Genomic DNA, 19,705 nt, shown 5'->3' with positions numbered 1-19,705 from the left:
TAGCTGAAAAAGAACTTATAAATTATGAAAAATATAAAGGTGTAACCTTAACACAAAGTGGAAAAAAATTAGCAGTTGAAATTGTAAGAAAACACAGACTCTGGGAAGTTTTTTTAGTAAACAAATTGCATTACAACTGGGATGAAGTACATGAAATAGCCGAACAATTAGAACACATAAAGTCTTCTACTTTAGTAGGCAAATTAGAAGCTTATTTAGAGTTTCCAAAACACGATCCACACGGTGACCCAATACCAGATGAAAATGGAAACATAGCACAACATAAAAATGTAATGCTTTCATCTGCAGAAATAAACTCTAGCTGTATCATTATTGGAGTTAAAGATTCTTCATCTTCTTTTCTAAAATTTTTAGACAATGCAACTATTAAATTAGGCAGTACTTTAAACGTTATTTCAAAAGAAGAATTTGACAATTCTCTACTCATTGAAAACAATGGTCTAACAATCTCAATATCACATCAAATCGCAAAAAATTTATTTGTTAAAAAACTATAAAAAATGGAACAAATTATTAATTATTTCGAAAGTATTAACCCCATTTTAGCTGCATTTTATGCAACATTATTTACTTGGGGACTAACAGCTTTAGGTGCTGCATTGGTTTTCTTATTTAAAGGTATGAATCGTGCAGTTTTTGATGGTATGTTAGGTTTTACCGGTGGTGTTATGGTTGCTGCAAGTTTTTGGAGTTTATTAGCCCCAGGAATAGAAATGAGCCCTGGAGAAGGTTTCATGAAAGTTATACCAGCTGTTGTTGGGTTTGGATTAGGAGCATTGTTTCTTTTTGGGCTTGATAAGGTTTTACCTCACTTACATGTAAATTTTAAAGAATCTGAAAAAGAAGGTGTTAAAACTCCATGGCATAAAACTACACTATTAGTATTGGCAATTACATTACATAACATTCCTGAGGGGTTAGCAGTAGGTGTTTTATTTGGCGGTGTTGCAGCTGGTTTTGATGGAGCTACTATTGGTGGAGCTGTTGCACTTGCTATTGGTATTGGTATACAAAATTTTCCCGAAGGTTTTGCTGTTTCTATGCCAATGAGAAGGCAAGGAGCTAGTAAATGGAAAAGTTTTATGTTTGGACAATCATCTGCTTTAGTAGAACCAATTGCTGCTGTAATTGGAGCTTGGGCAGTAATGACTTTTCAACCTATTTTACCTTATGCCTTAGCTTTTGCTGCTGGCGCTATGATATTTGTTGTTGTTGAAGAAGTTATACCTGAAACACAACGTGATAAATATACAGACATTGCTACGCTTGGTTTTATTGGCGGATTTATTGTAATGATGACGTTGGATGTAGGATTAGGTTAACAACCACAGTCCGTATCGCATTTCCCTTTCTTTTTAGTTTTAAAAAAATATTTTTTAACTAAAAACCCAATGGCTAACCCAAGTGCTATGTATACTAAAATGTCTTGCATTAACTAAAAATATTAAATGCTATAATTGCAGATATATACGCCAATAAACCCATTCCTACTAATTGAAAAATAGGCCATTTCCAACTATTTGTTTCTCGCTTTACAATTGCTAATGTACCAACACATTGCATTGCAAAAGCATAAAATAACAGTAATGATACTCCAGTTGGAAAATCAAAACGCTTTTTACCGGTATCAGGATTTATTTCGGCCGCCATACGCTGTTTTATTGTACCAACATTTTCACTATCACTATCAACATTGTAAATAGTTGCTAATGCGCCTACAAAAACTTCACGAGCCGCAAATGAACTAATTAAAGCAATCCCAATTTTCCAATCATATCCCATTGGTTTAATTGCGGGCTCAATAGATTTACCCATATACCCAATATATGAATGTTCTAATTTATACGATGCCACTTTTTTCTGAAGTGCTGATTCTGTTAATTCTTTGTTTTCTTGTTTAGAAGTTACAAACTCTTCAGCATTTTTAAATTTTGATGGTCCATTGGAAGCTAAAAACCACAATACAATTGAAATTGCCAATATAATTTTTCCAGCACCAAAAATAAATGCCTTTGTTTTTTCAACAACTTCATAAAAAATATTCTTTATTGAAGGTATTTTATAATTTGGCATTTCAATAACAAATAAACTTTTACCCTTAACTTTTAGTGTGCTATTTAGTAATACCGCTGATAAAAGAGCTGCTGTAAACCCTAGTAAATATAAAGCCATCATTGTTAACCCTTGTAGATTAAGGATTCCTAACACCTGTTTATCAGGTATAATTAAAGCAATTAAAATTGCGTACACAGGCAAACGAGCTGAACATGTTGTAAATGGAATAACTAAAATTGTAACTAGCCGTTCTTTCCAATTACCTATGTTTCTTGACGCCATAATTGCTGGAATGGCACAAGCAGTTCCTGAAATTAATGGAATAACACTTTTTCCGCTCATTCCAAATTTTCGCATTATTTTATCCATCAAAAAAACAACACGACTCATATAACCAGTCTCTTCAAGAATAGAAATAAATGTAAATAAAATAGCTATTTGAGGGATAAATATAACTACACCACCAATACCCGGTATAATTCCTTCAGCAATTAAATTTGTAAAAGTTCCTGGTGGTAATACCGTTTTTATCCATGAACTTAAACTTGCAAACGCGCCATCAATTAAATCCATTGGATACGTAGCCCAATCAAAAATTCCTTGGAAAATAAATAATAATATTAAAGCAAAAATAACATAACCAAAAATTTTATGAGTCAATATTCTATCTAATATCCCTCGAAGGTCTGAAGCTTTAGATTTATCAACTTTAAAACTGTCTTTTAATACATTATTTATTATCTGATATCTTAATATGGTTTCTTTATGTTGGTATCTTTTAATACAACCTAAATCTTCTCTAAATTTTAAGACTAATTCTTTTTGCTGATTATTTAAAAAATCGAACTCATTATTCTGAGTAATTAATAACCAAGATTTATATAAAGGAAATTCTGGAAATGCATTTTTTAATTTTGTAAAGTATTCTTTATCTATTCTATCGGTTATATTACTTATAGGTATAGCATCTAATTTTTTATAATCTAAAATTACAGACTTCAATTCATCAATACCAATTTTTTTTCTTGCGCTTGCTAAAACAATTTTTGTATTGAGGCTTTCTTCTAACTTTTTCACATCAATATCAATCCCTTTCCTTTTCATTTGATCAATCATATTGATCACTAAAATTGTTGGAATTTTTAAATCTTTTATTTGAGTAAATAAAAGTAAGTTTCTTTTAATATTTTCAATTTCAACAACTACAACTACAACATCGGGATAACTATCATTTTTCTCATTTAGCAGAGTGTCTAAAACTAATGTTTCGTCTAATGAAGTTGGGTTGATACTGTAGGTTCCTGGTAAGTCTGTAACTTCAGCTTTAATTGTATTATTAAGTTTACATAAGCCTTGTTTTTTTTCAACCGTAATTCCAGGGTAATTTCCAACTTTTTGTTTTAAACCCGTAAGTTGATTAAATAATGAAGTTTTTCCTGTATTTGGATTTCCTATTAAAGCAACTTTTACAACCTTATCATCACTCATTAATTCACTGTTACTTAACAACTATAGTTATTTTTTCGGCGGTTTCTCTTCTAATTGCTAAATGGCTACCATTTACCTTAATATATAAAGGATCTTGCATTGGAGCTTTCTGAATTAATTGTACTTCAATCCCTGGTAAACAACCCATTTCAAGCAATTTTAAAGGAATATTGTCTAAACACAATTTCTCTATAAAAGCTTTTTCTCCAATTTGTAAATTTGCAATAGTTTTAAACATTATTAAGACTGATTATAAATAACTAGGTGCAAATATACTAAATTAGAATGATTCTAAACAATGATAAATATCACTAATCTTTAAATTCTTTCTGAAGAATTTTAATATCTAATATTAAACGCTCTATATCTTCATTATTAGTTCCATCATAATAACCTCGTATTTGTTGTTTTTTATCAACTAGCACAAAATTTTCTGTATGAATAAAGTCTTGCAAACCTCCATCACCTTCATCTAACACCGTAAAATAACTTTTACGTGCTAAATGATATATGTGTTTTTTATCTCCGGTAGTTACGTTCCATTTTGCATCAATCACTCCTTTTTTATCAGCATATGCACGTAAAATTGGAATACTATCCATTTCTGGAGTCACAGAAAGTGATAGAAATTTAATATCATCATCATTTTTAAATACTTCTTGAAGTTTTCCAATGTTGTTTGTCATTATTGGGCAAATAGTCATACATCTTGTAAAAAAGAAATCAGCTACATAAATTTTATCTTCATAATCTTGTTGTGTAATAGTTTCTCCATTTTGGTTGATTAAACTAAAATCTGCAACTTTATGGTTTCTTCTAACATGTTTAATGCTTTCATCTACTAATTTCGGATTTACATCAGCTGGATTATAAACTGGCAATCTCTTTTCAGGTGTTAATAAGGTATAAATTGCATAAATCATAATTACTGAAAAGACAGCCATGATAGCTAGCGTTGGAAATGATTTTTTGAAAAATTTTAAATCCATAATATTTTATAAATGAAATACAAATTTAGTGTAATTAGCCGTTAAAGATATACTACTATTCTAAAACTTTGTTAAAAGTAAAGGTTCGTTTACTTTTAGGTTTTACAAATGTTTTTAAAACCGTACATTTGTCCGATTTTATTTTTGAAAACATATATGGAAATAATTATAAAGGCAGCGCAGTTTATTTTAAGTTTATCATTTTTAATAGTATTGCATGAATTAGGGCATTTTATCCCTGCAAAAATATTTAAAACTCGTGTAGAAAAATTCTACTTATTTTTTGATTATAAATTTTCTTTACTTAAAAAGAAAATTGGCGGTACAGAATATGGTATTGGTTGGATTCCTTTAGGAGGTTATGTGAAAATCTCAGGTATGATTGACGAGAGTATGGATACTGAGCAAATGAAGCAACCTGCTCAACCTTGGGAATTTAGATCTAAACCAGCTTGGCAACGTTTAATTATTATGTTAGGTGGTGTAATTGTAAACTTCATTTTGGGGATTTTAATTTACATTATGATTACGTTTGTTTGGGGAATTGACTTTGTAAAACCCGATGGTGTAAAAGAAGGATTTTCGGTTCATGAATCATTTAAAGAATATGGGTTTGAAGATGGAGATAAGATTACAAAATTTAACGGTACTGAACCTTTAGATGTTACTGACGTAAACAAACATTTATTTTTAAGAGACATTACTTCACTTGAAGTTGTGCATCAAAATGGTAAAACTGAGACATTAAACATTCCTGAAAACATAGGCGAAACTATGTGGGAAAAAGGTGTTATGCAACCTTTTGAAATAAGAATACCTGCAATAATTGATACTGTTATTGTTGATTCTCCTGCAGACAAGGCTGGCTTATTAAAAAATGATAAAATTTTAGCCATAAACAATCAAAAAGTAGGGTATTGGAATGATTTCACTAAATCAGTAATTTCATCGGAAGGTGCAATTACTATGACTATTGAAAGAAATGGAACAACTAAAAACATTTCAGTTAAAGCCGGAGAAGATAAAAAAATTGGTGTAGCTCCAAATAGAGCTGGTGTCGTAAATCTACAACATAAAGACTATTCATTTATTGAAAGTATTTCAAAAGGAAATTCTATAGCTATTTGGACATTAAAAGATTATATCACTCAATTTAAGTACGTGTTTACTAAAAAAGGAGCTACAAGTATAGGTGGTTTTATTGCTATTGGAAATATCTTTCCAGCAACTTGGAGTTGGCAAGCTTTCTGGAGTATTACAGCCTTCTTATCAATTATGTTAGGGTTTATGAATTTGCTGCCAATACCAGCCTTAGATGGTGGTCATGTAATGTTTACTTTATATGAAATGGTAACGGGAAGAAAGCCAAACGATAAGTTTTTAGAGTATGCTCAAATTACTGGATTTATTCTTTTAATAGCCCTACTTCTATTAGCTAACGGAAATGATATAGTAAAACTATTCTCTTAACCTTTACTTCTTCAAAAAAGAACTTATCTGAACTACAGATTAATTATAAAACAAAAAAAATCCTCGTTTAAAAACGAGGATTTTTTTATATATAGTTTTTATTAAAACTTAATCAGCAAGTATAATAACCTTATTTTCTTTCATTTCAATGGTACCGCTTTTAATAACTAAAGAATACTCTCCTTTGTCATTTGTGAATTTAGTCTCAAATACCTCTTCAATATTCACATTTGTGCCTTTAAACTTTACAGTTCCATTAACTAATAACGACACTATTGGAGCGTGATTATTTAACATTTGAAATTCACCATTAATACCTGGTACAGATATAATATCTACATCAGTGTTTAATAAAGTTGCCTCTGGTGTCACTATTTCTAAAATCATTCTTTTAGTTTAAGAATTATACTTCTGCTAACATTTTCTCACCAGCATCAATTGCATCTTGAATTGATCCTCTTAAGTTAAATGCCGCTTCAGGGTATTTATCTAACTCACCATTTAAAATCATATTAAATCCTTTAATGGTATCTTTAATATCAACTAACACACCTGGTATTCCAGTAAACTGTTCTGCCACATGAAAAGGTTGAGATAAGAAACGTTGCACTCTACGCGCTCTATGAACTGCTATTTTATCTTCTTCAGATAATTCTTCCATACCTAAAATAGCAATAATATCTTGTAATTCTTTATAACGCTGTAATAACTCCTTTACACGTTGAGCACAATCATAGTGTTCATCACCTAAAATATCAGCCGTTAAAATTCTTGAAGTAGAATCTAAAGGATCTACCGCAGGGTAAATACCTAATTCTGAAATTTTACGAGATAATACCGTTGTAGCATCTAAATGCGCAAATGTTGTTGCCGGAGCTGGATCTGTTAAATCATCCGCAGGCACATAAACCGCTTGTACTGATGTAATTGAACCATTTTTTGTTGAAGTAATACGCTCTTGCATTGCACCCATTTCTGTTGCTAATGTTGGTTGGTAACCTACTGCAGAAGGCATACGCCCTAATAATGCTGATACCTCTGAACCTGCTTGTGTAAAACGGAAGATATTATCTACAAAAAATAATACATCTTTTCCTTGTCCTTCACCTGCACCATCTCTAAAATATTCAGCGATAGTTAATCCTGATAATGCTACACGAGCACGTGCTCCAGGTGGCTCATTCATTTGTCCGAAAACAAAAGTAGCTTTAGATTCTCTCATTCCTACTTTATCAACTTTAGATAAATCCCATCCTCCATCTTCCATAGAGTGCATAAAATCATCACCATATTTAATAATTCCAGATTCTAACATTTCTCTTAAAAGATCATTTCCTTCACGTGTTCTTTCTCCTACACCAGCAAATACTGATAAACCACCGTGACCTTTTGCTATATTGTTAATTAACTCCATTAACAATACTGTTTTACCTACACCTGCACCACCAAATAATCCAATTTTACCACCTTTTGCATAAGGTTCAATTAAATCAATTACTTTAATACCTGTAAATAAAACTTCTGTTGAAGTAGATAAATCTTCAAATTTTGGTGCTTGTCTGTGAATTGGTAAACCATCTTCTCCTGCTTTAGGTAAATTTTCTAATCCATCAATTGCATCACCAATTACGTTAAATAAACGTCCGTAAATATCTTTTCCTATCGGCATTTGAATTGCACTACCTGTAGATACAACTTCAGTTCCTCTACTTAATCCATCTGTTGAATCCATTGATATAGTTCTTACAGAATCTTCACCAATATGAGATTGTACTTCTAAGACTAATAATGAACCATCCTTTTTTGTGATTTCTAATGAATCATATAATTTTGGAAGTTCAGCACCAGATTCAAACTCAACGTCAATAACTGGACCAATAATTTGTGCAACTTTACCTGTAACTTTTGCCATTACTTTAACTGTTTATTTTTTAGATATTTAACCTTTTAAGGTTCACCTTAATTTTAAAGGTGCAAAGATAGTTTTTTGATTTAATTTTAAAAAAAAAATACGGGTTTTTTTAAAAAAAGAAACGCTCTAAAAATTTAGAGCGTTTCAGTATCATTATATTAATTATTAATTATGGATTTATTGTCCAAGAAACAAAGTATTGTGAACCTACACTACCTGTACCAGGAGCACTCACATATTCTTTCCCGCCAATATTAGCACCACCAATTTTAAATGTAGATTTAAAAGAAGGTACTGTGTAATTAATTTGAGCATCTACAGTTGTACGAGCATCAATTAATCCGTTTTGGAAAGTTGATTCCCAGAAATATTCATCACTCCATCTAACATTCACACCAAACCCTAAGTTTTCTAAAAGTTCCGTATTTCCAATTGAAAATTTCACTTTATGTTCTGGCGTATTAAAACCTGCTTCATAATCAGGATCAGAAGCTTGGTCAAAATCAAATTTAGAAAGTGTGTAGTTCAATCCTACACTGTAATTTCCAAACATTTTAGTTGTTACACCAATAGTTCCCCCATACGATGTAATATCTGCAGGTGAATTAGTGTACACTTGGAAAGCTTTAAAATCACCTTGACTTAATGCGATAGCTGCTGGTGGAGCTGGCATAAACTGTGGATTGAAATCAGAAAAATCTGCTTGACCATAGAATGGTGTTAAAACTGTTTTAACTCCAATAAAATCTTCATATTCATTATAATAAGCACTCATATCTAAAGCTAATCTTCCAAATCCTGCTCTATAACCAACTTCATAAGCAGTTACTTTTTCTGGCTTCACTAAAGCAAAATCAGATTTTACAGGTGCTCCTGCTAAAACTGAAGATAAAGAGAATGAATTCTCATAAGCTGCTCTACCTGATAATGCAACTGAACTTACACCTCCGTTAAAAATTTGACCTGTAGCACTTACTGGGAATGTTGGCGTAGTATATCTATCTAAGTTATCAGGCGCAGAACCTACTAAAAATGCTCTACCTGCATCTAAACCAATGTATTGATCTTGTGTTGATGGATTTCTAAATCCTGTTTGAAATGATGCTCTTAAATTACGTGTTTTTCCTTCACCTAATGAATAAGAAACTGTAACTCTTGGCGAATAATTTCCGTCAAAGTTTTTTGCTTTATCGTAACGTAAAGATCCAGTAAATTTTAATCTATCATCAATAAATTTCTTTTGTACTTGCATATATGCACCATACTCATTATAATCAATTGGCCCATCGTAATCAGTAAAAATAGTACCATTAGAATTTAAAGAATACTGTCTCCAAGAACCACCCACTTGAATATCAGCAACATCAGTAAGATCTCTTAAATTATAGTTTGCATCTGCATGGTAAATTTTTGTATTATCTTGAAATTTTGCTCCAGTGGTTAAATTTGGGTCAGAAGTTACAGCGTCTAAAGCACTATCAAAAGCAGCTGTACCAGGAACTAAAGCTCCTGTTTGAGCAACTTGACGAGCAATACTATGAGCAGTTGCGTCATCTAATGCAGGTAATCCTGGAATTTGACCTGTTCTACCTCCAATATATGTTTGCGCATACTCAGTAAACCACTGTGTATCAGATTTCCAGCTTCTATTTAAGTTAATTGCTGCAAAACGGCTATCGTAAGAATCTCCAGCATCTTCATCCGTTACATAAGCTCTAACAAAGAAATTATCTCCTTTAACTTCTAATTTATGTTGTTGCATAAAAAAGTTTTTAATAGCATATCTATTTGCTCCTTGATAAATAGTATTTCCGTTTCCAAATTTAGCGTTGTAACTAACTTCTAAATCATTTGCAAATGGTCTATAATTTAAAGAAATATCAACTTTAGCACTCTGTGCTACGTAATCCATTAAATCAACTTCATTGTATCCTGTTCTTGAAACAGTTTGCGCCGAAAGTCCTAATGCATCAGCAATAAAATCAGGAACACCAGCTCCGATTGCTAACTCTCTAAAATCTAACGATGTACTAACTTCATCTCCATATACATTTAATCCATCATAATCTATATCAGCTCTAGTAGCTCCTGTATTTGCATAATCTTCATAATCTGTAGCATACCATTCAGTTCCTTTTAAATAAGAAAATGAAGCTTTTGCTGCAAATTTATCACTAAATTTATGTGCCATTCTAATTCCAACATCTGTGAAAGTGTTATCTCCTGCAGCTATTTGAGAAGTAATTCCTGTTTTAACGTATGAGCTAATTCCTGCAGAATCAAATGGGTTTTTACTTGTCATAAATAAAATACCATTAAATGCATTTGCACCATATAAAGCTGAAGATGCACCCGGTAATAATTCAACAGAATTTACATCTAACTCAGACATTCCCAACAGGTTCCCTAAGTTAAAGTTCAATGCAGGTGAAGAGTTATCCATGCCATCAACTAATTGCATAAAACGCGCATTAGCAAATGTTGCAAAACCTCTTGTGTTAATTGATTTAAATGTTAAACTATTTGTATTAACATCTACACCTTTTAAATTTTCTAATCCATCATAAAAACTTGGAGAAGTTGTGTTTTTAATTGCTCTAATATCCATTCTTTCAATGGTTACAGGAGATTCTAACACTCGTTCAGGCGTTCTAGATGCTGAAACAACCACCTCATCTAACGCTGTAGCTGCTTCTTTAAGTGCCACATTTACAATTTGATTGCTTTGAGTAATTTCAACTATTGTTGAAGAAAACCCAATAAGTGAAACCTCTATTTTAAAAGGTAGTTCTTCATTTGCAGTGAAATGATAGTTTCCATCAAAATCTGTTGTAGTTCCAATAGATTTTCCTACAACTTTTATGTTAGCACCAGGTATTGGTTGCTCAGTTTTTGCTTCTGTAACTGTTCCTGAAATAGTGGTTTGAGCCACCATTACTGTCCCAACAAAAAGTGCAAAAACAACACTTAATAATTTTTTCATAATGTCCTTTATAGTATTGATTAATTAAAGTGCAAAATACAATTTTTTTCTAATTATCTTAAAAAATGACATAAAAAAAAGCGTAAAGAACATTTTTTACGCTTAGATTTTTTAAATATGATATTTATCAGCTAGTAATAAAGTGTGGTTTTATGTAGTTGAAAATTACACTTTCCCCTCTAAGTAGTGGTTTATTGTGTTTTCCACCAATATATATAGTTATTCTTTTATCACCTTAAATGTTATTGGGTTTTCCAAATGCACTTTTGCAAAATACAATCCCGTTGGTTGGTTTTCAAGCGTTAATTGAACTTTTCCATAAACTATTGGATACGTTTTTGTTGAAATTAACTGTGATTGTATAGAGTATAGCTCTACAACTACTTCTTTTTGTGAAACTGGTAAAGCTATATCAAATGTACCATTGGTTGGATTTGGATAGGCAACTATACCATCTAATAACTCAATAGTTTTAGAGAATGTACCTTCACAAGGTTTTGCCGTTTTAATTTCAACTACATCACCATGTTTTACATCAACATTAAACATTGGAGAAGTAGTTTTAAAACTTTCTTTTCCATTAACATAAACTATAAATGGTGCAGTTCCAACTTTAACTTCTATTTCAACCTTACTAAAATTAACTGTTGCATTTGCAACAATCACCTCTCCTTCAATCACTTCCACTTCAAAACATTGCTGATACAACCCACCTGTAACAGTTATGCAAATTGTATAAATACCTGGCTCTAAGTCGTTAAATGTTAGTGTATTTGTGAAATTATATTTTACTTCATTAAATATTACAAAATAATCATGAGCAACTGTTGAGTTAATTATTATTTTTCCATTATTTTCATTAGGGCAAGTTTCACTAACTGTTTCAATACTAAAATTATTTGATGGTACACTAAATGTTGAACATCCAAATGCATCAACAGTGCTTCCTAAAGGTGTGTTTGGGCATATATCAATAGTATTTACAACACTATCCTTATCATCATCATCACTAATTATTACTGCTCCACAAATTTCAATATTCCAATTTAAAATCACCCCAACATCTTCAGCACCTGCATCAATTATTTTTAAAATCCATTCTCCATAAGATTCTTCATTATTAAAACTAGATAAACTTCCTTGTGGCCTATAAGTACCTGTAAAAGGTGCTGCTACAGAGTTAATACTGGTTATACCTTCATCATCAAAAATAGTATTTGTAAAATTATTTCCATCACTACCAATGTTTGCTGCTAAATTGACTTCAGTACCATTTGGACTAATTAAAATTAATGTTAAATCCCCATCCCAAGGGTGTGTAATATTTACTGTTACATTTACATCTGTAATTTGCTTGTTTTGGGTTATATTTATAATGGAAGAAACACCCAATTCGTTATTATCAGGTATTAATAAAGGTGTGTCTAAAGAATTACTAATATCGCAAACTGTTGGTGCTGTTTTAAAATTAAAAATTTCTGAAAAACTACTTGCAGTACAATTATTACTTCTTTTAACTCTCCAATAATATGTTGTGTTTGGCTGCAAAGTTTCAGGTATATATGAACTTATTGTTATTGCTGGTGATGCTTCATAAATTGTAGAAAACGTATTATCTAAAGAAATTTCAATAGTATAATTTGACACATTAACATTACTTTCCCAACTTAACGCATAAGGACTTAAAACATAATTATTGTTATTTTCAGGAAGCGTTAAATTTGTTGCATTTATAACTGAAGAAAATACTCCTAAGTTAACAATTGTACTTTTTGAAACCAAAGATGAAGTTGAACTTCCTGTAACATCAATAGTGTAATTTTCAACATCTTCTAAACCAATATTGTTAATTGTCATTGTGACATTTGTATTGTCATTAGTTGCTGAAACCGGATTAAAAGTAACTGTTGAACCCAATGGCAAGCCATTTGCAGAGAAAACAATTTCTTCAGTAAATGTATTTACTGGTGTATTGTATGTAAAATTATACACAATACTTCCTGGCGCGCACATTGTTTTTGAAAAATTATCAAAATTCATTACAAATTCAGAGTCTTCAATAACAAAATTTGTTTGGTTTATTGCATAAAAAACATTTCCAACACTTTCAACTTTAACCCTTGCCGCTGTTGCTGTGGTGTTAGGAACCACAATATCATAACTTCCATCATTTACTACGTTTGAAGCCAAAATAAAAGGGTATGTATTACCTCCATCAATTGAAAGTGAGATTGTAACATTTGAACAATTAACTGGTGAAATATTTGTATTTGCAACATTCCAATTAATAGTTTTGGAAGTTCCAACATACCAGGTTTCTAATACATTTTGTGATGTTACATTAAATGGACCAGATGCACTATCAACAGTTATAGTTGTTTCTTTACTAGCAGTTTGACCTCCGTTTACGTTATTATCTCTTATAGTAACACCAAATTTCATAGTTCTAGAAACAGAAGGTATAACTTCCCAAGTATTAGCTAAATCTCCTGCTATAACAGTGCTTAAATCAGGAAAATACCTTGCTGATGAACTTGTTGGCGCCAAGGATCGAAAAACGGGCCCTCCTGTTGCTGTTGAAACTGGTGGTGCTGTTGTTATTTCTGTATCTAATTGCTCCCAAGTGTAAGTTAACGCATCTCCATCTAAATCTGTAGCATTTACATTTAACACAAAAGGTGTAGAAGCCGGAATTGTATAGTTAGATAAATCATCTGCAGTTGGTGCATTCGTATTCGTAGAGATACTTGATTGTGTTCCGCATGTACTATTCCCTGTGGAAATATTATTCCACATTTGCTGTATACTCACAAAATGAAAATACGAACCTACTGCATTTTGAACATTTGGAGCACAAATACCTGCATAAGACATAATTGTTGAACCACTTCCAGGTTCAACAGCTGTTGAGCCTGTTCTATTTTCATTACAAGAATTATTAAACGTATGAGTTGCCCCATATTGATGTCCCATTTCATGGGCTACAAAATCAACATCATAAGGATCGCCAATAGGTGAAGATGTACCTGTAACACCTCTTGCCTTACTTGAAGTACAAGGAACATTTAATGATGCTAAACCACCTGCCCCAGTACTAAATGTATGTCCAATATCATAACTTCCAGAGCCAATATTATCATCAATAACTGTTTGACTTTCATTAATTAACGTGTTAGAATTGTTATTAGTAAATGGATCAGTTGCACCATCCAAAAATATAATATCCGTATTATTAGCAACTAAAACCATTGTTAATGCTACATCTTTTTCAAATATTTCATTAACACGATTAACTGTTGCTACAATCGCGGATAATACTGCTCCTTTTTTTACAGCATCAGTAGCGCTAGCACTAATATTTTGGTTGCTTAAATGAAATTGTGAATATTCTCCAGTAGTTGCAACTGCTAATCTAAAAGTTCTTAAAATTCTATCATTTGCATTTTCTGTTTTTTGACTTTCGCTTTCAGCTGCCTTTTTTGTTAACGTATTAACTTCATCAAACTTACACTCAAACTTATTGGTTGGTATTAAATTGTTTTTAGTATAAAACATATATGAATCCGCCTCAGAAGTATAAGGATCTATATAAATACTTTCTCCTTCTTTTTGAGAAATCATTGCGTGTAAACCCAATGTGGTTACACTAAACCTCACCACCGAATTAGGGTTTTCAATTCCTTTTCCTATATAAGATTTAATTGTTGGATATTTCTTTTGAAGACTTTCTTCTAATATTGAAGTTTCAACTATTTGGTATTTTTCAAATTCTCCTTTTTCATTAGGAAAACTTAAAATTGTATTAGATGCTGTTAGTTTCCCTTTTCTTTTAGGCGCATTAATTAATTTATCTTTAAACAACTTTAAATTTAATTGATACGCTTCAAAACTAGATGGGGTTGATTGTCTTTTAATAATTTTTGAAGTGTTTTTTTCTAATTCAACGGTTTTAGCCCATAATTTATCTGAATTTTGAGCATTTCCTGTAAAAATTAATGAAAACAAAAAAACTATAATCGTAAAAGTATTTATATAATATTTTTTCATGTTTTAATAATATTGTGGGATGTTGATTTACAAATATAAAGATATTAATTTGTTTAAAAACACAATCCTAATTTTAACTATTTACAAGTGTTAACGTTTTAATTAAATAAAGTATTTTTACACTTTAATTGTAACCAAAACTATTTTCAATTTTGAAAATCTTTAACGATTTCTCTACTTACAAATCAAACAAAAAAACTTTTGTTACCCTTGGTACTTTTGATGGTGTTCATGTTGGACATCAAAAAGTAATAAAAAACTTGGTTGAAAGTGCCAAACTAAACAATGCTACTTCAGTTTTATTAACTTTTTTTCCGCATCCAAAAATGGTGTTGCAAAACAATACAACCATTAAACTAATAAATACTATTGATGAACGAACTAAGTTATTAGAAAAAATAGGTTTAGAGAATTTGGTTATTCAACAATTTACTGAAGAATTTTCTAATAAAACTGCTTTAGATTTTGTAAAAACTGTTTTAATTAACAAACTAAATATTTTAACACTAATTATTGGTTACGATCATCACTTCGGAAAAAATAGAAAAGGGAATTTTAAACAATTAGAAACTTACGGAAGCGAATTGAATTTTAGCGTTCAAGAAATTTCACAACAAGATATTGATAATTCAGCCGTAAGTTCAACGAAGATTAGAAAAGCTATTGAAAGTGGTGAAATTGAAAAAGCAAATACCTATTTAGGATATTCTTATATGCTCACTGGCAACGTAGTTAAAGGGAGAAACTTAGGTGAAAAAATAGGTTTTCCTACAGCAAATTTACACATTAAAGAAACATACAAATTATTACCAAAAACAGGCGCTTATGTAGTATCATCTGAAATTGAGAATACTACAGTTTTTGGAATGATGAATATTGGTTTTCGCCCAACAGTGAGTGGTAAACACCAAACTATTGAAATTCATTTTTTTAATTTTAATAAAAATTTGTACAACAAAACTATTCAAATTAATGTGTTATCCTTTTTACGAGAGGAGCAAAAATTTAATTCGGTTGAAAAACTGAAAAAGCAACTACATAAAGACAAAGAAAACTCGCTAAATATTATTAATGGTATGTTGTTTGATTTATAATTTTTGTAAATTCATCACATGAAAAATATCTGGCTACTTATTACAGTATTATTGGTTTCTTGCAAACCTTGTCAAAATATTGATTACAATTTAAAGGAAGCTGTTTTAATAAAAACCGCAAATTGCCCAGATAATGCTGAATGTTCTGTTGAATTAATCCCAAATAAATCATTAGAATTTAAAAAAGATGGTATTGGTGCTTTGTACCCAGTAATTACTGAAGGCGATAAAACTATATTAAAATACACATTTAATAAAAACACCATTCCAAACACACAAGATGGTAGCTATACTGAAGTTGTATTTGCTGAATTAGACAAAACTATTACTCATGTTTCATTAACAAGCAAAGAGCTTCAAACTGTAAAATTACATTTTGGGCGTTTGTGTTATTGCAAAGGCCAAACTGGTTATTACCCAATTACAAATGGTAATTTCAACATAAAAAAATCAGGTAAAAAATCTATTGAAATTACTATTGATTTTAAAATAAGTGAAGTTCCTCAAATAATTTCAAAAATTAATGAAATTGTTTCTTTAAAATCAAATGCTACTAATTAGCTTCTTTTCACTTCAATTTATTAAATTTGCCTTTCAATTAAAGGAACAAAACAATGTTACAAGTAGCGTTTATTAGAGAAAACAAAGAAACTGTTTTAAAAGGTTTAGCAAAAAGAAATGTAAAAAATGCTGAAGAATTAGTTGCTAAAACTATTTTGGCTGATGAAGGAAGAAGAGCAATTCAAACAGAATTGGATGCTATTTTAGCTGAATCTAACAAACTATCAAAAGATATTGGACAGCTATTTAAATCTGGTGAACGTCAAAAAGCTGAGATTTTAAAACAAAAAACAGTACAATTAAAAGAAAAATCTAAAGATTTAACTGAAAATCTTCAAAATAAAGCAACCGAATTACAAGAATTATTATACTTAATTCCTAACATTCCTAATGAAATTGTACCAGCTGGTTCAACTGAAGATGATAACGAAACTACGTTTGAAGAAGGTGAAATTCCAACATTACACGAAGGTGCTTTACCACATTGGGAATTAGCTAAAAAATATGATATAATTGATTTTGAGCTTGGGAATAAGATTGCTGGAGCTGGTTTTCCTGTGTATAAAGGAAAAGGCGCAAAATTACAACGTGCATTAATCAATTACTTTTTAGATAAAAATACTGCAGCTGGTTATGATGAAGTTCAGGTTCCTTTAATGGTAAATGAAGCTTCTGGTTTTGGAACTGGGCAATTACCTGATAAAGAAGGGCAAATGTACCACGATGCGCAGGATAATTTATATTTAATTCCTACTGCTGAAGTTCCTGTAACTAATATTTTTAGAGATGTTATTTTAAAAGAAGATGAATTTCCAATTTGTAAAACGGCTTATACACCTTGTTTTAGACGAGAAGCTGGTTCATACGGTGCACACGTTCGTGGATTGAATAGATTGCATCAATTTGACAAAGTTGAAATTGTTAGAATTGAACATCCAAGTAAATCTTACGAAGCTTTAGATAGTATGGTAAATCATGTAAAAAGTATTTTACAAGAATTAAATTTACCGTACCGTATTTTACGTTTATGTGGTGGTGATATTGGGTTTACTGCAGCGTTAACATACGATTTTGAAGTGTTTTCAACAGCGCAAGATCGTTGGTTAGAAGTTAGTTCTGTTTCAAACTTTGAAGCATTTCAAGCAAACCGATTAAAACTTCGTTTTAAAAATAATGAAGGCAAAAGTGAATTAGCACATACTTTAAATGGTAGCTCTTTAGCTTTACCACGTATTTTAGCAGGTTTATTAGAAAATTACCAAACACCTGATGGAATTAAAATTCCTAAAGCATTAGTGCCATATTGCGGTTTTGAAATTATTAATTAACGCTTACTGTAATCATTTTTTTGTAATGATTCATTTCAACTAAGGCTTCAAAGTAATTATTTATTTGTCCTTTTTGCATGAATTGTAACGCTTTCTTTTTTGCTGTTTCGTATTGTTTGATTAGTTCTTTCATAATATAAAATTTAGTTGTTCTTTTAGTATATAGACAACTTCCGTGCCAAAATGTTACAAAGGTGTTTGAAGAATGCATTAGTTTTATAAAAACTTTAACACTTGTTTGGTTATCTTTGATTGAATTAAAAACAATACATGAAAAAAGTTTTATTCATATTTTTCTGTTATTTTTCTTTGCAAATTGCAGCACAAGAGCAGCAATTAGCTTATCAATACTTTAGTAATGGTGAATATGAAAAAGCAGTATCTATTTATAAAAGTTTACATCAAAAACACCCTTACAACTCAAACTACCTTAGCTATTTAATTGACTGTAATCAGCAATTAGAAAATTTTGAAGAAATAAATTCTTTAATACAAAAACAATTAAAAAGCTACCCAAATCATGACTATTTATATGTAGAATTGGGTTACAATTATCTATTACAACACGCAAAAGAAAAAGCAACTTTATATTTTGAAAAAGCACTAAAATCAATTGTAAAAGAACCAAACTCAGCCTATTTAGTTGGTAAAACATTTCAAGATAACCACTTGTTAAACGAAGCTTTAATAGCTTATAAAAAAGGAATGGAGTTAAACCCTTCAGTAAATTATAATTTTCAAATTGCTTTTATTTATGGTGAAAAAGGTGAAATTGAACAAATGTTTCACACCTATTTAGAATTGGTTTCTAGCAGTGAAAATTACTTGTCAACTGCAAAAAATTATATTGGAAGGTTTCTTTCTGAAGATGTTAAAGACAAACATAATGTTTCATTAAAAAGGTTGTTAATTAAACGAATGCAAAACAACCCACAAAATAGTTGGAACCAACTATTAAGCTGGCTTTTTATGCAACAAAAAGAATATAATAAAGCCTTCATTCAAGAAAAAGCACTGCACAAAAGAAATTCAGAAAGTTTAAATACAATTATTGATGTTGGGAAAATAGCTTTTAACGATTCCTCTTTTGAAGATGCTAGAAATTGTTTTAATTATGTGTTGGAAAACACAACCAATTTAGAAACTGAATTAATAACAAAGCTTTATTTATTAGAGATTGATATGAAAACAAATGCTTCAAATGAAGTTATTGAAAATCAATTTTTACAATTATTTAGCACCTATGGAAAAAACACTAAAACAATTCAAATTCAGGCTATTTATGCTGAATTTTTAGCTTTCAGAAAAAATGAACCTACTACAGCAATTTCAGTTTTAAAAGAAGCTTTAAAATTACCTGTTAATCAATTTCAAAAAGGACAAATAAAAACAAAACTGGCTGATATTTTAGTGTTTACAAATAAATTTAGCAGTGCTTTAATTTATTACACACAAGTTCAAAACGATTTAAAAAATAATACGATTGCACAAAATGCGCGATTTAAAATAGCGCAAACTTCATACTTTAAAGGAGATTTTGATTGGGCGCAATCTCAACTAAAAATATTAAAAAACTCCACATCACAATTAATTGCAAATGATGCTCTAGATTTAAATTTATTAATTACTGACAATGCTGTAAAAGACAGTTTAAAGATCGCATTAAAAAAATACGCTATTGCTGATTTGCTGTCATTTCAAAATAAAAATCAACAAGCTATAGATACTTTACAAACAATCTTAATTCAGTACAAAGG

The 19,705-nt window shown here is 30.6% G+C and carries 16 protein-coding genes; 7 read left to right on the top strand and 9 right to left on the bottom strand.

Annotation, left to right across the window (positions count from 1 at the left end; genetic code table 11):
* Both GQ540_RS03100 and GQ540_RS03095 read left to right on the top strand, forming a co-directional pair.
* A partial coding sequence (locus GQ540_RS03100; protein WP_291797185.1) for a metal-dependent transcriptional regulator occupies positions 1–518 on the top strand: 518 nt, incomplete at its 5' end.
* Positions 519–521: 3 nt separating this feature from the next.
* Positions 522–1,343 (top strand): ZIP family metal transporter, encoded by an 822-nt coding sequence (locus GQ540_RS03095; protein WP_291797182.1) that lies wholly within the window; start codon positions 522–524, stop codon positions 1,341–1,343.
* Here GQ540_RS03095 and GQ540_RS03090 read toward each other — a convergent pair.
* The 4 genes from GQ540_RS03090 to GQ540_RS03075 all read right to left on the bottom strand — a co-directional run bounded on the left by GQ540_RS03090 (position 1,340) and on the right by GQ540_RS03075 (position 4,553).
* Entirely contained in the window at positions 1,340–1,453 is a 114-nt protein-coding gene (locus GQ540_RS03090; RefSeq protein WP_291797179.1) for a FeoB-associated Cys-rich membrane protein, read from the bottom strand. The two genes, GQ540_RS03095 and GQ540_RS03090, sit on opposite strands and share 4 nt — an antisense overlap.
* Positions 1,453–3,564, bottom strand: coding sequence for a ferrous iron transport protein B (gene feoB / locus GQ540_RS03085; protein WP_291797177.1), 2,112 nt, complete (start codon positions 3,562–3,564; stop codon positions 1,453–1,455). The genes GQ540_RS03090 and feoB overlap by 1 nt, the downstream gene beginning before the upstream one ends.
* A 10-nt stretch (positions 3,565–3,574) precedes the next feature.
* A complete protein-coding gene (locus GQ540_RS03080; protein ID WP_291797173.1) occupies positions 3,575–3,802 on the bottom strand; it encodes a FeoA family protein in 228 nt (75 codons plus the stop codon).
* Positions 3,803–3,875: 73 nt separating this feature from the next.
* Complete coding sequence (locus GQ540_RS03075) at positions 3,876–4,553, bottom strand: SCO family protein (protein WP_291797171.1); 678 nt, start codon at positions 4,551–4,553, stop codon at positions 3,876–3,878.
* Between the two features lie 156 nt (positions 4,554–4,709).
* Between GQ540_RS03075 and rseP the strand changes: the two genes are divergently transcribed.
* A complete protein-coding gene (rseP, locus tag GQ540_RS03070) occupies positions 4,710–6,023 on the top strand; it encodes an RIP metalloprotease RseP (RefSeq protein ID WP_291797168.1) in 1,314 nt (437 codons plus the stop codon).
* Positions 6,024–6,131: 108 nt separating this feature from the next.
* On the opposite strand, the gene GQ540_RS03065 is transcribed toward rseP, so the two are convergent.
* The 4 genes from GQ540_RS03065 to GQ540_RS03050 form a co-directional block, all read right to left on the bottom strand.
* The gene (locus tag GQ540_RS03065; RefSeq protein ID WP_291797165.1) at positions 6,132–6,410 is read right to left on the bottom strand and encodes a F0F1 ATP synthase subunit epsilon; all 279 of its coding nucleotides are present in this window, start codon (positions 6,408–6,410) and stop codon (positions 6,132–6,134) included.
* Between the two features lie 16 nt (positions 6,411–6,426).
* Positions 6,427–7,935, bottom strand: a complete 1,509-nt coding sequence (atpD, locus tag GQ540_RS03060; RefSeq protein WP_291797163.1) for a F0F1 ATP synthase subunit beta — start codon at positions 7,933–7,935, stop codon at positions 6,427–6,429.
* Positions 7,936–8,104: 169 nt separating this feature from the next.
* Positions 8,105–10,918 (bottom strand): TonB-dependent receptor, encoded by a 2,814-nt coding sequence (locus GQ540_RS03055; RefSeq protein WP_291797160.1) that lies wholly within the window; start codon positions 10,916–10,918, stop codon positions 8,105–8,107.
* Positions 10,919–11,137: 219 nt separating this feature from the next.
* Complete coding sequence (locus GQ540_RS03050) at positions 11,138–14,965, bottom strand: reprolysin-like metallopeptidase (RefSeq protein WP_291797157.1); 3,828 nt, start codon at positions 14,963–14,965, stop codon at positions 11,138–11,140.
* A gap of 152 nt (positions 14,966–15,117) precedes the next feature.
* Here GQ540_RS03050 and GQ540_RS03045 point away from each other — a divergent pair, with 152 nt between their 5' ends.
* The 3 genes from GQ540_RS03045 to serS are packed head-to-tail and all read left to right on the top strand — an operon-like array spanning position 15,118 to position 17,948.
* Positions 15,118–16,059, top strand: a complete 942-nt coding sequence (locus GQ540_RS03045; RefSeq protein ID WP_291797154.1) for a bifunctional riboflavin kinase/FAD synthetase — start codon at positions 15,118–15,120, stop codon at positions 16,057–16,059.
* 18 nt (positions 16,060–16,077) lie between these two features.
* The gene (locus GQ540_RS03040) at positions 16,078–16,620 is read left to right on the top strand and encodes a hypothetical protein (protein ID WP_291797151.1); all 543 of its coding nucleotides are present in this window, start codon (positions 16,078–16,080) and stop codon (positions 16,618–16,620) included.
* 53 nt (positions 16,621–16,673) lie between these two features.
* A complete protein-coding gene (gene serS / locus GQ540_RS03035) occupies positions 16,674–17,948 on the top strand; it encodes a serine--tRNA ligase (RefSeq protein ID WP_291797149.1) in 1,275 nt (424 codons plus the stop codon).
* Here serS and GQ540_RS03030 read toward each other — a convergent pair.
* Complete coding sequence (locus tag GQ540_RS03030) at positions 17,941–18,081, bottom strand: hypothetical protein (protein ID WP_291797146.1); 141 nt, start codon at positions 18,079–18,081, stop codon at positions 17,941–17,943. The genes serS and GQ540_RS03030 overlap by 8 nt on opposite strands.
* 137 nt (positions 18,082–18,218) lie before the next feature.
* On the opposite strand from GQ540_RS03030, the gene GQ540_RS03025 reads away from it, so the two are divergent.
* On the top strand, positions 18,219–19,705 hold a 1,487-nt coding region (locus GQ540_RS03025), incomplete at its 3' end, for a hypothetical protein (protein ID WP_291797144.1).

The sequence above is a fragment of the Lutibacter sp. genome (assembly GCF_013139515.1).
Lineage (GTDB): Bacteria > Bacteroidota > Bacteroidia > Flavobacteriales > Flavobacteriaceae > Lutibacter.
The sequence above is the reverse complement of the archived record's forward strand: the minus strand, read 5'-3'. Positions and strand labels throughout refer to the sequence as shown.